General features: G+C 69.1%; 13 protein-coding genes and 2 tRNA genes. 9 read left to right on the top strand and 6 right to left on the bottom strand.

All coding sequences use genetic code 11. The features are described 5' to 3' along the window. Window positions 1-65: 65 nt before the first annotated feature. The 3 genes from ACWD11_RS25965 to ACWD11_RS25955 all read right to left on the bottom strand — a co-directional run bounded on the left by ACWD11_RS25965 (window position 66) and on the right by ACWD11_RS25955 (window position 741). Window positions 66-138, bottom strand: a tRNA-Gly gene (locus ACWD11_RS25965). 80 nt (window positions 139-218) lie between these two features. Beyond that, a tRNA-Gly gene (locus ACWD11_RS25960) sits at window positions 219-290 on the bottom strand. A 133-nt stretch (window positions 291-423) separates the two neighbouring features. Beyond that, the gene (locus ACWD11_RS25955) at window positions 424-741 is read right to left on the bottom strand and encodes a histone-like nucleoid-structuring protein Lsr2 (protein WP_389416992.1); all 318 of its coding nucleotides are present in this window, start codon (window positions 739-741) and stop codon (window positions 424-426) included. A gap of 278 nt (window positions 742-1,019) precedes the next feature. Between ACWD11_RS25955 and purS the strand changes: the two genes are divergently transcribed. The 7 genes from purS to purM all read left to right on the top strand — a co-directional run bounded on the left by purS (window position 1,020) and on the right by purM (window position 8,762). Beyond that, complete coding sequence (gene purS, locus ACWD11_RS25950; protein WP_015659417.1) at window positions 1,020-1,283, top strand: phosphoribosylformylglycinamidine synthase subunit PurS; 264 nt, start codon at window positions 1,020-1,022, stop codon at window positions 1,281-1,283. Next, complete coding sequence (gene purQ, locus ACWD11_RS25945; RefSeq protein ID WP_389416472.1) at window positions 1,280-1,960, top strand: phosphoribosylformylglycinamidine synthase subunit PurQ; 681 nt, start codon at window positions 1,280-1,282, stop codon at window positions 1,958-1,960. The genes purS and purQ overlap by 4 nt, the downstream gene beginning before the upstream one ends. Continuing rightward, a complete protein-coding gene (gene purL / locus ACWD11_RS25940) occupies window positions 1,957-4,215 on the top strand; it encodes a phosphoribosylformylglycinamidine synthase subunit PurL (RefSeq protein WP_451285814.1) in 2,259 nt (752 codons plus the stop codon). Before purQ ends, purL begins: the two co-directional genes overlap by 4 nt. A gap of 82 nt (window positions 4,216-4,297) precedes the next feature. After that, window positions 4,298-5,095 carry a sterol carrier family protein gene (locus tag ACWD11_RS25935; protein ID WP_451285812.1) on the top strand — a complete coding sequence of 266 codons (798 nt, stop codon included), beginning with the start codon at window positions 4,298-4,300 and terminating at the stop codon, window positions 5,093-5,095. 59 nt (window positions 5,096-5,154) lie between these two features. Continuing rightward, complete coding sequence (locus ACWD11_RS25930) at window positions 5,155-6,054, top strand: META domain-containing protein (protein WP_451285811.1); 900 nt, start codon at window positions 5,155-5,157, stop codon at window positions 6,052-6,054. A gap of 57 nt (window positions 6,055-6,111) precedes the next feature. After that, entirely contained in the window at window positions 6,112-7,638 is a 1,527-nt protein-coding gene (gene purF / locus ACWD11_RS25925; protein ID WP_451285809.1) for an amidophosphoribosyltransferase, read from the top strand. Window positions 7,639-7,670: 32 nt separating this feature from the next. Further along, complete coding sequence (gene purM / locus ACWD11_RS25920) at window positions 7,671-8,762, top strand: phosphoribosylformylglycinamidine cyclo-ligase (RefSeq protein ID WP_389416467.1); 1,092 nt, start codon at window positions 7,671-7,673, stop codon at window positions 8,760-8,762. Between the two features lie 83 nt (window positions 8,763-8,845). On the opposite strand, the gene ACWD11_RS25915 is transcribed toward purM, so the two are convergent. Next, complete coding sequence (locus ACWD11_RS25915; protein WP_186286507.1) at window positions 8,846-9,100, bottom strand: DUF3073 domain-containing protein; 255 nt, start codon at window positions 9,098-9,100, stop codon at window positions 8,846-8,848. A gap of 298 nt (window positions 9,101-9,398) precedes the next feature. Continuing rightward, window positions 9,399-10,502: a Leu/Phe/Val dehydrogenase gene (locus tag ACWD11_RS25910; RefSeq protein ID WP_451285807.1), complete on the bottom strand. Its 1,104-nt coding sequence runs from the start codon at window positions 10,500-10,502 to the stop codon at window positions 9,399-9,401. Window positions 10,503-10,723: 221 nt separating this feature from the next. On the opposite strand from ACWD11_RS25910, the gene ACWD11_RS25905 reads away from it, so the two are divergent. Then, the gene (locus ACWD11_RS25905; RefSeq protein WP_389416465.1) at window positions 10,724-11,566 is read left to right on the top strand and encodes a hypothetical protein; all 843 of its coding nucleotides are present in this window, start codon (window positions 10,724-10,726) and stop codon (window positions 11,564-11,566) included. A gap of 531 nt (window positions 11,567-12,097) precedes the next feature. Then, window positions 12,098-12,304, top strand: a complete 207-nt coding sequence (bldC, locus tag ACWD11_RS25900) for a developmental transcriptional regulator BldC (RefSeq protein ID WP_003949541.1) — start codon at window positions 12,098-12,100, stop codon at window positions 12,302-12,304. Between the two features lie 451 nt (window positions 12,305-12,755). Here the strand turns inward: bldC and ACWD11_RS25895 are convergent, their stop codons facing one another. Continuing rightward, on the bottom strand, window positions 12,756-12,947 hold the full coding sequence (locus ACWD11_RS25895; protein WP_389416464.1) for a DUF6274 family protein: 192 nt from the start codon (window positions 12,945-12,947) through the stop codon (window positions 12,756-12,758). Window positions 12,948-13,096: the final 149 nt, after the last annotated feature.

Raw genomic sequence — 13,096 nt, 5'->3', positions numbered from 1 at the left:
ACAAATGTCAGAAGCGGGGGAAACACGAAAAGACCCCGGTCCGATGGACCGGGGCCTGATTCCTGAGCGGACGACGAGGCTCGAACTCGCGACCTCAACCTTGGCAAGGTTGCGCTCTACCAACTGAGCTACGTCCGCATTGCCTCCGACCGGCTCTCACCGATCGGCGCGGGCACCAGCCTACCTGATCCCGAAGGATGCCCGGTACGGCGATGCAGAGCGGGTGACAGGAATTGCACACTGCGCCTTCCCCCTGGAAGGGGGATGTTCTACTACTGAACTACACCCGCATGTACTCCGTGAGCTGGGCTTTTCGGCCCCGCCCGGCGGCGTGCTCCAGACTCTAGCTGATCGGGAGGGGTGTCGCGCAAGTCGGTTGTCCTCAGGGCCCGCTGACGCACCCTGAGGACGGTGCCCGGGAGGTCACTGCGCGGCGGCGAACGCCTCGTAGACCTTCTTGGGGATCCGGCCGCGCGCCGGTACGTCCATCTTGTTGGCCTGCGCCCAGGCCCGGACGGCCGCCGGGTCCGGGGCGACCTCGGTCTGCCGGTAGGCCTTGCCGGAGCGCGACCGCTTGCGGCCGGCCTCCACGTACGGCTCGAGCGCCTTACGCAGTTTCTCGGCATTCGCTTCGTTCAGGTCGATCTCGTACGACTTGCCGTCGAGTCCGAAGGCGATCGTTTCCGCCGCTTCCGAGCCGTCGATGTCGTCAAAGAGGGTGACCACGACCTTCTGCGCCACGAAATTGGTCCCTTCGTACGGCACGGCTGACAATTCATTTGTACAGTGCCCGACAATGCATTGGGAAGCCCGACTAAATCCTCCCGCGTGTCCGAGCGCAATAGGTATCGGGTGACGATCTCGGATCTTTCGCTGAACTTTTCCCGGTACCGCGCTCTTCCGCCTGTTCGTGATGGCCATCACGTAGATTCCTACAAGTCGACGCGCGTAGAAATTTTGTGCGGGTAGTCTGAAACCACTGCAGGAACCTGCTCAGCACCACACCACCGGGAGTGCACGTGGCACGCGTCGTAGTCGACGTCATGCTCAAGCCGGAGATCCTCGACCCCCAGGGCCAGGCGGTGCAGCGCGCACTGCCGCGGCTGGGATTCGAAGGCATCTCGGACGTCCGTCAGGGAAAGCGATTCGAACTCGAAGTTGACGGGCCGGTCGACGAGGCCGCGCTCGCCCGCATCCACGACCTTGCGGAATCCTTCCTCGCCAACACGGTGATCGAGGACTTCACCGTCAAGGTGGAGGAAGTCGCGGAGGCGGCGAAGTGACCGCTCGTATTGGCGTCGTCACTTTCCCGGGAAGTCTCGACGATCGGGACACCCAGCGCGCGATCCGCCTCGCGGGTGCCGAACCGGTCGCCCTGTGGCACAAGGACAAGGACCTCAAGCAGGTCGACGCCGTGGTGCTGCCCGGCGGTTTCTCCTACGGCGACTATCTGCGGGCCGGCGCCATCTCCCGCTTCTCGCCCGTGATGGAGACGGTCATCGAGCAGGCGAAGGCCGGCCTTCCGGTCCTCGGCATCTGCAACGGCTTCCAGATCCTCACCGAGGCCCACCTGCTCCCCGGCGGGATGCTCGGCAACGACCACCTGCACTTCATCTGCCGCGACCAGAAGCTGCGGGTGGAGAACGCGGACACCGCCTGGACCGCCGACTACACGGCCGGCCAGGAGATCCACATCCCGCTGAAGAACATGGACGGGCGCTACGTCGCCGACGAGTACACGCTCGACAAGCTGGAGGCCGAGGGCCGGGTCGTCTTCCGCTACCTGGACGTCAACCCCAACGGCTCGCTCCGTGACATCGCCGGCATCACCAACGAGGCCGGCAACATCGTCGGCCTGATGCCGCACCCGGAGCACGCCACGGAGCCGCTCATCGGCACCGGCCGCACCGACGGCCTCCCCTTCTTCACCTCGATCCTCAAGAAGCTGGTCAACGCATGAGCCGGACGCCTCTGGACACGGTCGAGCACGCGGCCGCGACCCCCGACGTCGAGCTGCCCTGGGCCGAACTGGGCCTGAAGAAGGACGAGTACGAGCGCGTGGTCGAAATCCTCGGCCGCCGGCCCACCGGTGCCGAACTCGCCATGTACTCGGTCATGTGGTCCGAGCACTGCTCGTACAAGTCCTCCAAGGTCCATCTCCGCCAGTTCGGCGAGAAGGCCCCCGAGTCCGACGCGATGCTCGTCGGCATCGGCGAGAACGCCGGTGTCGTCGACGTCGGCCAGGGCTACGCGGTCACCTTCAAGGTCGAGTCGCACAACCACCCCTCCTACGTGGAGCCCTACCAGGGCGCGGCCACCGGCGTCGGCGGCATCGTGCGCGACATCATCGCGATGGGCGCGCGGCCGGTGGCGGTCGTGGACCCGCTGCGCTTCGGCGCGGCCGACCACCCCGACACCAAGCGCGTCCTGCCGGGCGTCGTCGCCGGCATCGGCGGCTACGGCAACTGCCTGGGCCTGCCCAACATCGGCGGCGAGGTCGTCTTCGACTCCTGCTACCAGGGCAACCCGCTGGTCAACGCCGGTGCCATCGGTGTGATGCGGCACGAGGACATCCACCTCGCGAAGGCGTCCGGCGCGGGCAACAAGGTCATCCTGTACGGCGCCCGCACCGGCGGCGACGGCATCGGCGGCGCGTCGATCCTGGCGAGCGAGACCTTCGACGACGCCAAGCCGAGCAAGCGCCCCGCGGTCCAGGTCGGCGACCCCTTCCAGGAGAAGCTCCTCATCGAGTGCACCCTGGAGGCGTTCCAGGAGAAGCTGGTCGTCGGCATCCAGGACCTCGGCGCCGCGGGCCTGTCCTGCGCCACGTCGGAGCTGGCGTCGAACGGCTCCGGCGGCATGCGCGTGACCCTGGACGACGTACCGCTGCGCGACTCCACGCTCTCGCCCGAGGAGATCCTCATGAGCGAGTCGCAGGAGCGCATGTGCGCGGTCGTGGAGCCGGAGAAGGTCGACCGGTTCCTGGAGATCTGCGACAAGTGGGACGTCATCGCCACGGTGATCGGTGAGGTCACCGACGGCGACCGGCTGGAGATCTTCTGGCACGGCGGCAAGATCGTCGACGTCGACCCGCGCACGGTCGCGCACGACGGCCCGGTCTACGAGCGTCCCTACGCCCGCCCGTCCTGGCAGGACGCGCTCCAGGCCGACGACGCCAACAAGCTGCCGCGGCCCGGGACTTCGGATGAGCTGCGGGCGCAGGTCCTGCAGCTGGTCGGCTCCCCGAACCAGGCGTCGAAGAAGTGGATCACCTCGCAGTACGACCACTTCGTGCAGGGCAACACCGTCCTCGCCCAGCCCGAGGACTCCGGCATGATCCGCATCGACGAGGAGACCGGCCTCGGCGTCGCCATCGCCACCGACGGCAACGGCCGCTACGCCAAGCTGGACCCGTACGCGGGCGCCCAGCTGGCGCTGTCGGAGGCCTACCGCAACGTGGCGACCACGGGCGCCAAGCCGCTCGCGGTGTCGGACTGCCTGAACTTCGGCTCGCCCGAGGACCCGGCGGTGATGTGGCAGTTCGCGGAGGCCATCCGAGGTCTGGCGGACGCCTGTCAGCAGCTCGGCACCCCGGTCACCGGCGGCAACGTCTCCCTCTACAACCAGACCGGCGAGGTGGCCATCCACCCCACCCCGGTCGTGGCGGTGCTCGGCGTCATCGACGACGTGGCCCGCCGTACGCCGGTCGCCTTCCAGGAGGAGGGGCAGCTGCTCTACCTCCTCGGCGACACGCGGGAGGAGTTCGGCGGCTCGGCCTGGTCCCAGGTGATCCACGACCACCTCGGCGGCCTGCCCCCGAAGGTCGACCTGGAGCGCGAGCGGCTGCTCGCCGACATCCTCATCTCCGCCTCCCGCGACGGCATGATCGACTCCGCGCACGACCTGTCCGACGGCGGTCTGATCCAGGCGGTCGTCGAGTCGGCGCTGCTCGGCGGCAAGGGCGCCCGGCTGATCGTCCCGCACGGTCTGGACGCCTTCACCTTCCTCTTCTCGGAGTCGGCGGGCCGCGCGGTCGTCGCCGTGCCCCGCTCGGAGGAGCTCCGCTTCACCGACATGTGCGGCGCCCGGGGCCTGCCGGCCACCCGGATCGGTGTCGTCGACGGCGACGCGGTCGACGTCCAGGGCGAGTTCACCCTCCCCCTGACGGAACTCCGCGAGATCCACGAGGCGACGATCCCGGCCCTGCTGGCGTAGTCGGCCGTACCACCCGAAGGTCCCGTCCGCTCGCCGGACGGGACCTTCACGGCTCACCGCGGCCCTGCCTACGCTTGATCGCATGCCCCCGGCCAAGAAGCGCGCCCGCAGTTACGACCCCGCCAAGATCCGCACCGCGGTCTTCGCCCAGCTCGCCCACGTCCAGGACGCCGTGCGCGACCTCACGCCCGAACAGCTCGCGCTGCCGACCCGGCTCGGCGCGTGGACCGTCCGGGAACTCATCGCGCACATCGGGATGGCGCTCACCGGCATCGGGCGCGCCCTCGCGCTGCCGGAGCCGCCGAAACAGGACGCCGTACTGCTGGACTGGGTGTTCGCGACCTCCGCCGGCTCCTCGGACATCGACGCCTTCACGCGGCGGCTGGTCCAGGAGCACCCGGACCTCGGCGCCTATCTCGCCGACAGCGCGCGCGCCCTCCCCGAGCAGCTCGACACCCACCCCGGCACCCGGCTGCTCGACACCAACGCCGGTGCCCTCCCGCTCGCCGACTACCTCGTCACCCGCGCCGTCGAACTCGTCGTCCACACCGACGACCTGAACGCCGCGGTGCCCGGACTCGACGTGCCGTACGACCGCCAGGCGCTCGCCGCCTGCACCCGGCTGCTGGCCGACACGCTCGCCGCCAAGGCGCCCGGCGGCTCCACGGAGGTGCGGATCCCGCCGTACGCCGTCGTGCAGTGCGTCGAGGGCCTCCGGCACACCCGGGGCACCCCGCCGAACGTCGTGGAGACCGACCCGCTGACCTGGATCCGGCTCGCGACCGGGCGGCTGCGGTGGCCGGACGCCCTGCGCGAGGCGAAGGTCAGCGCCAGTGGTGAGCGCGCCGATCTCGCCGCTCTGCTGCCCCTGATGAGCTGACGACACAACGGACCGGTAACGACAGCGAACCCAACAGGCGCCTCGTACGTCGAAGAGACATGAAGCGGACGACACGTATGAAGTACGCCGCCGCAGGCCTCGCCGGCACCGCCGTGCTGGCCGCCTGCGGCACGGAGTCCGGCTCCGGCAGCGGCGCGGTCGGAGACGGCGAGAAGAGCACCACGACCGCCGACGTCCTCGCGGGCACCCGCTGGGTCCCGCGGACGGCGACCGTCGACGGCAAGGAGTACAAGCTGCCGACGGGGGAGAAGGACTTCCGGGTCGACGAGGCGCACATCCTGTTCCGGCCCGGCGCCGCCGAGCCGGACGCGGGCGGCGGAGAGTCGGGCGGCACGGTGGGCTGCAACGACTTCGGTGCCGATGTCACGGTCGACGGCGACACCGTGCGGATCACCGACCTCACCACCACCCAGATCGGCTGCCCCGGGCCCGTACAAGTGTTCGAGGAGAAGTTCCAGAGCGTCTTCACCGGCACCCTCAAGGCCGAGATCGAGGAGCGGGACGGGGCCAAGGTCCTCACCCTGACCCGCGCCGACGGCGACAGCCTCACCCTGCGCGAGGGAGCCGCGAAGGAGACGCCGGCGCCGCCCCTGAAGGGCACGAAGTGGACCGTCGACACCCTGGTCTCCGGCACGGGCGACGACGCCACGGCCCAGTCCCTGCCCAAGGGCACCAAGGCCCACCTCACCCTGGGCAAGGACGGCAGCGCCAGCGGCAGCCTCGGCTGCAACACCTTCCGCGGCAAGGCGACCGTCAAGGACGGCACCATCGCCTTCGGACCGCTGTCGACCACGCGCAAACTGTGTGAGGGCCCCGTGATGAAGGCGGAGCGGGAGCTGATCGACATCCTCGCCGGCAAGGTGTCCTACCAGCAGAAAGACGGAGAACTGACCCTGACGGCGAGCTCCGGGGACGGACTCGTCGCCCGTGCGAAGTAAGAAAGCCCACTCCCAGCGAATTCGGACCAGTGGTCGATCTCGCCTACACTCGGAGACGTGCCACGTGGTGACGGTCGACTCAGTCATGATCTGCTCCCCGGTGAGAAAGGCCCCCAGGACGCTTGCGGCGTCTTCGGCGTCTGGGCTCCGGGCGAAGAGGTCGCCAAGCTCACTTACTTCGGGCTCTACGCCCTCCAGCATCGAGGCCAGGAATCCGCGGGGATCGCGGTCAGCAACGGCTCGCAGATCCTCGTCTTCAAGGACATGGGCCTGGTCTCCCAGGTCTTCGACGAGACCTCCCTCGGATCGCTCCAGGGTCATATCGCGGTCGGTCACGCCCGCTACTCGACCACCGGCGCCTCCGTGTGGGAGAACGCCCAGCCGACGTTCCGCGCCACCGCGCACGGCTCCATCGCGCTCGGCCACAACGGCAACCTGGTCAACACGGCGCAGCTCGCCGAGATGGTCGCCGACCTGCCCAAGCAGGAGGGCCGCACCCCGCGGGTGGCGGCGACCAACGACACCGACCTGCTGACCGCGCTGCTCGCGGCCCAGGTGGACGAGGACGGCAAGCCGCTCACCATCGAGGCGGCCGCCCACCAGATCCTCCCGCAGGTCCAGGGCGCCTTCTCGCTGGTCTTCATGGACGAGCACACCCTCTACGCCGCCCGGGACCCGCAGGGCATCCGCCCGCTGGTCCTCGGCCGGCTGGAGCGCGGCTGGGTCGTCGCCTCCGAGTCCGCTGCCCTCGACATCTGCGGCGCCGCCTACGTCCGCGAGATCGAGCCCGGCGAGTTCGTCGCCATCGACGAGAACGGCCTGCGCACCTCGCGATTCGCGGAAGCGAAGCCCAAGGGCTGTGTCTTCGAGTACGTGTACCTGGCCCGCCCGGACACCGACATCGCCGGCCGGAACGTCTACCTCTCCCGCGTGGAGATGGGCCGCAAGCTGGCGAAGGAAGCCCCGGTCGACGCCGACCTGGTCATAGCGACGCCGGAATCCGGCACCCCGGCCGCCATCGGCTACGCGGAGGCCTCCGGCATCCCCTTCGGCGCGGGCCTGGTCAAGAACGCCTACGTCGGCCGGACCTTCATCCAGCCCTCGCAGACCATCCGCCAGCTCGGCATCCGCCTGAAGCTGAACCCGCTGAAGGAAGTCATCAAGGGCAAGCGGCTGGTCGTCGTCGACGACTCCATCGTGCGCGGCAACACCCAGCGCGCCCTGGTCCGCATGCTCCGCGAGGCCGGCGCCGCCGAGGTCCACATCCGGATCTCCTCGCCGCCCGTGAAGTGGCCCTGCTTCTTCGGCATCGACTTCGCCACCCGCGCCGAGCTCATCGCCAACGGCATGACCATCGAGGAGATCGGCACCTCCCTCGGCGCCGACTCCCTGGCGTACATCTCCCTCGACGGCATGATCGAGGCGACCACCATCGCCAAGCCGAACCTGTGCCGCGCCTGCTTCGACGGCGAGTACCCGATGGATCTCCCGGACCCCGAGCTGCTCGGCAAGCAGCTGCTGGAGACCGAGCTGGCCGCAGGGCCCGCCGCCACGGCCGCCGCGGACGCGATCCGCCGCCCCTAAGTTCTGCCGTACGACACGAAAGTTCTCACCACATGTCTGCTGTGTCTCATTTGGGAACTCCGTCCCCCGGCACGGGTGCCAGTTACGCGGCCGCGGGCGTCGACATCGAAGCGGGCGACCGCGCCGTCGAGCTCATGAAGGAGTGGGTGAAGAAGACGCAGCGCCCCGAGGTCCTCGGCGGCCTCGGCGGTTTCGCCGGCCTCTTCGACGCCTCCGCCCTCAAGCGCTACGAGCGTCCCCTCCTCGCCTCCGCCACGGACGGCGTCGGCACCAAGGTCGACATCGCACGGCAGATGGGCGTCTACGACACCATCGGCCACGACCTGGTCGCCATGGTCATGGACGACATCGTGGTGTGCGGCGCCGAGCCGCTGTTCATGACCGACTACATCTGCGTCGGCAAGGTCCACCCCGAGCGGGTCGCCGCCATCGTGAAGGGCATCGCCGAGGGCTGTGTCCTCGCCGGCTGCGCCCTGGTCGGCGGCGAGACCGCCGAGCACCCCGGTCTGCTCGGCCCGGACGACTTCGACGTCGCCGGCGCCGGTACGGGCGTCGTGGAGGCCGACCGGCTGCTCGGCCCCGATCGCATCCGTAAGGGTGACGCCGTGATCGCCATGGCGGCCTCCGGTCTTCACTCCAACGGGTACTCGCTGGTCCGGCACGTCCTGCTGAACCAGGCCGGGCTCGCCCTGGACGCGCGGATCGAGGAGTTCGGCCGCACCCTCGGCGAGGAACTGCTGGAGCCCACCAAGATCTACTCGCTGGACTGTCTGGCGCTGACCCGGACCACCGATGTGCACGCCTTCTCGCACATCACCGGCGGCGGCCTCGCCGCCAACCTGGCCCGGGTGATCCCGGACGGGCTGCACGCGATCGTGGACCGCGCCACCTGGACCCCCGCCCCGGTGTTCGACCTGGTCGGCAGGACCGGCGAGGTGGAGCGTCTGGAGCTGGAGAAGACCCTGAACATGGGCGTCGGCATGATCGCGATCGTGCCGGAGGAGTCGACGGACGCCGCTCTGACGACGCTCGCCGACCGCGGGGTCGAGGCCTGGGTCGCGGGTGAGATCACCGACCGCGGCGAGCACACCACCGGCGCCGAGCTGGTGGGGGACTACGCCTGATCGGCAGCACGAAACCCGGTCCGGCGCCAAGGCCCCGGACCGGGTGAAGTGCAGCTGTGACTAAGACTGCGAAGCGTGCTGCGTCAAGCGCCGCGACGCTGGGACGTGGGACCGGACTCGCCGTCCTCGTCCTCGTCGTCGTCGTTGTAGAGATCCGCGTACTGGGCGTACGGGTCGTCTTCGTCCTCGTCGTCCTCGAACGGCTCGCCGTTCGGCGGCTGGCTCGAAGTCGAAGCGCCCAGCTCGCTGGCCAGACGCGACAGGTCAGTCCCGCCGCTGTTGTACTTCAGCTGGCGGGCGACCTTCGTCTGCTTGGCCTTGGCCCGGCCGCGCCCCATGGCTCGACCCCCTCGGTGACGGGGCTCGACGGCCCCAGAGTCTCGACACGCGTTCATGATCTGGAACGGCCTCTCCGCAGAGAGACCGGTCCGTAGGGCTTCCACGGTACCTGAGCCCGCGCCCATACGGTACGTCGCCCACAGGACGCGCGTGTGCGCAGGACCTTCGAGGAGCCCCGTCCTCGCTGGTCAACCGCGATTTTAACCACTTATCGCCGGTCGACCCGCCGGTAGAAGTGAGAGTTCTCTCTAAGTGCCCACCGGCGGGTACCGGTCGAACGGGTGCGCCTCCGGCGGATCAGCGCGCCCGGCGCGCCGCGGCGGCCTCGTGCATCCGCTGCTCGGCGATCCGGTCGGCCGCCGCGGCCGGCGGGATCCCGTCCGCCTTCGCACGTGCGAATATGGCCAGCGTGGTGTCGTAGATCCCGGCCGCCTTGGCCTTGCACCGCTCGAAGTCGAAGCCGTGCAGCTCGTCGGCGACCTGGATGACGCCGCCCGCGTTCACCACGTAGTCCGGCGCGTAGAGGATCCCGCGGTCGGCGAGGTCCTTCTCCACGCCCGGGTGGGCGAGCTGGTTGTTGGCGGCGCCGCAGACGACCTTGGCGGTGAGCACCGGCACGGAGTCGTCGTCGAGCGCCCCGCCGAGCGCGCAGGGCGCGTACACGTCGAGGCCCTCGACGCGGATCAGCGCCTCGGTGTCGGCCACGGCCGTCACGGTCGCGTGCCGCTCGGTGATCCGGCGCACCGCGTCCGCGCGGACGTCGGTCACGAAGATCTCGGCGCCCTCCGCGACCAGGTGCTCCACCAGGTGGTGGCCGACCTTCCCGACGCCCGCGATGCCGATCCGCCGGCCGCGCAGCGAGGGGTCGCCCCACAGATGCTGGGCCGAGGCCCGCATGCCCTGGTAGACGCCGAACGCGGTGAGCACGGAGGAGTCGCCGGCGCCGCCGTTCTCGGGCGAGCGGCCGGTGGTCCACCGGCACTCGCGGGCGACGACGTCCATGTCGGCGACGTAGGTGCCGACGTCGCAGGCGGTGACGTAACGCCCGCCGAGGGAGGCCACGAACCGGCCGTAGGCCAGCAGCAGCTCCTCGGTCTTGTCCCGGTCGGGGTCCCCGATGATCACGGCCTTGCCGCCGCCGTGGTCCAGACCGGCCATGGCGTTCTTGTACGACATCCCGCGCGCGAGGTTCAGGGCGTCGGCGACGGCCTCCGCCTCGGTCGCGTACGGGTAGAAGCGGGTACCGCCGAGGGCGGGGCCCAGCGCGGTGTTGTGGAGGGCGATCACGGCCTTCAGACCGCTGGCACGGTCCTGGCAGAGCACGACTTGCTCATGACCCCCCTGCTCCGAGTGGAACAGGGTGTGCAGTACATCAGCAGGTGCGCCGGTTACGTCGGTCACTGTGGTGACTCCTGGGTAAGTAGCGGCGGTTCGGAGCAGCTCCCGTGCGGGTGGCGGGAGCTGTGAGCACGAGATTAGAGCCTGGGGAGCCCCGCCACCTCGACGTGCTCAGGATCACCTACTCCCGGAGTACCCCCGTGCGACGATTTGCATAGTTTTCTCGCCACTTTGTGAGCGGGTTTCGCAGGTTTTCCTGGCAGACGGAAGGGGAGGGAGCAGGCGTGCCCAAGGTGTCCTCGGTGACCGTCCCGTACGCGACCTATCTGCGCGTGTACGAGCCGCTGGCCGCCTTCCCCGAACCCGAGCGCGAGCACTGGGCGCACTACGCCCGCCGCGCCGACCGTCCGTCGTACCAGGACGAACTGCGCCGCGCCCTGGCGGACTTGTTGCCCACCCCGCCGGTGCCGGTGCCGGTGCACGAGAGCACGGACGCCTTCGTCCTGGAGGTGGACGGGGTGGTGTGCGTGTGTCCCTGGCGGACCCGGCTGCGCGGCTGGCAGACGCTCGGCGAGCTGGGCGAGGAACTGCCCGAGCCGGTGCTCGAGGCGGTGCTCCCGGAGGTCGTACGGCGCCAGGCGGCCCAGGACTACGAGCGCTGGCTGGCCCGCAACCCCGATGCCCGGCCGTGGATTCGCACCTCGACCTGGCAGGTGCCATTGCACTGGTTCGTGCTGGTCTCGGACGAGGAGCGGCGCTACGACAAGGGCACCGGCGAGATCCCGCCGATGCTGCGCTACCGCACCCCGATGGTGCAGGCGCGGCGCCGGGTGGCGCGGGCCCTGCGGACGCTGAAGGACACCATCGACGAAGGGCCGCTCATGGAGGGCCTGGTGGACGTGGGGCGCTGGCTGGAGGAGTTCCATCCGCGGTCCCTGGTCGAACTCGACTACGGCGGCCTGGTGCATGTGCTGCCGGCCGGTGAGCTGGAGGACGACCACTCCGCCGCGGACGTGGCCGAGGGCATCGCGGCGCTCCGGGAAGGCGACGGGGCGGCGGCGGGGGTGGCCTACGGGCGGTTGGTGGAGCGGTGGCGGTCGGTACGGGACCGGCGGTCCGCCAACTGACGTGTGGGCCAGGTCACGAACTGGCGTTTGACCTGACGCCCGTTTTGGGGTTTCCTCCTGCCTCTGATGCGCCTGGCACTCCTGAAGTTTCGTCAACATCGGACGTAGGTCCCGATCCGGGCGTTCCCCTCAAGATGTGTCAAGCGTGATGGACCGCACTTACGCGGCCCTTGCGTCTCTTGCCCTCCCTCATGCCAAAATAGGACAAGGAGTCCGGGGAGGACTCCGCTCGCATTGCATGCTTTATGGGGGGTCTGATGACTCCTGATCGCCCTGTGACTGATCGTCACAGTGGCGTGACTGTCCGCTATGGCATGGTCCATCGGCTTCCGTCGCTGATGAACACCTGGAGGGGCAATTCCATCGGTTTGGCCGACGCGGCTGGACAGATGGTGTAGTTGTAGTGCCGAGGACAAGCCGTTCGTCCTATAACCGACTCGACTCGCGTCCGCCATTTCGGGCAACGCGGGTCAAGGTGCAGAATTTAGAGGAAAGAACCGAGAAGGTTCGGTTCTCCCGAGGAGGCCGCTCATGACCGCTCGCACCCCTGATGCCGAGCCGCTGCTGACCCCGGCTGAGGTCGCCACGATGTTCCGCGTCGACCCCAAGACGGTCACGCGGTGGGCGAAGGCCGGCAAGCTCACGTCGATCCGTACGCTCGGCGGGCACCGCCGTTACCGCGAGGCTGAGGTCCGCGCTCTGCTCGCGGGCATCCCGCAGCAGCGCAGCGAGGCCTGAACAACTTCATAACCGGACAAATCGGCAAGTCCCCCAACATGCCGAGGCGTCCGGAACCCACAGCTCCAAGCGACGCGGGTACTGCCCCAACAGGGCCCACGCCCAAGGCTTCAGGCAACTGACAGGGTGCGTCGTAGATCGCGCTGGACTCCGCCGGGTCCAGCGCGATCTTTTTTGTGCGCCGAACCGGGGGGTGCGGGTGCCCCTGTGTGTGGCCTTGTCGGAGCCTGGGGAGGGGTGTCGGATCTCCTGTGGACACACCCTCCCGGGGAGTGCAATTGCACATATTAAATTGACCAGTTGTAGGTGGGGGGTAAGTACCGCGGTTTCGGAAACCCATGCGGTGACACCCGTCACATGCCAGGGACCTTGTTGCCCCTGGCGTATGTGCGCTAGAGGAGTCAGACGCTCCAGCGCCCCACGAACGCAGGGGCGTTGAGGCCGGCGAGGGTCACTCGACGGGCTCGGGCTCGGACGCGGACTCATCGGGCGTCCGGTCGGACTCCGTCGGCGGGGAAGCCATCGCCAGCCGCAGCAGCTGATGGCAGATCGGACAGTGCCGGGTCAGATGCCGGTAGGAGGAAGCGGCCGCCAGATGCGCACGGAGCAACGCCCGCGTCTCATGCCTCGCCGAAGCCGCCATACGCCACCTCCAGGGCCGTACGGGAAGGAGCCCTGGTTTCCTGGGTACCGAGCGAATGTGACGCCGTCAAGGAGGCGTGGAGCGTCCCAGGGCCGGATGGGGCCGGAAGAGGCCGGATGGGTCGGCACATACAGAAGAGCCCGGGTCGT

Source organism: Streptomyces sp. NPDC002776 (assembly GCF_053592195.1).
The sequence above is the reverse complement of the archived record's forward strand: the minus strand, read 5'-3'. Positions and strand labels throughout refer to the sequence as shown.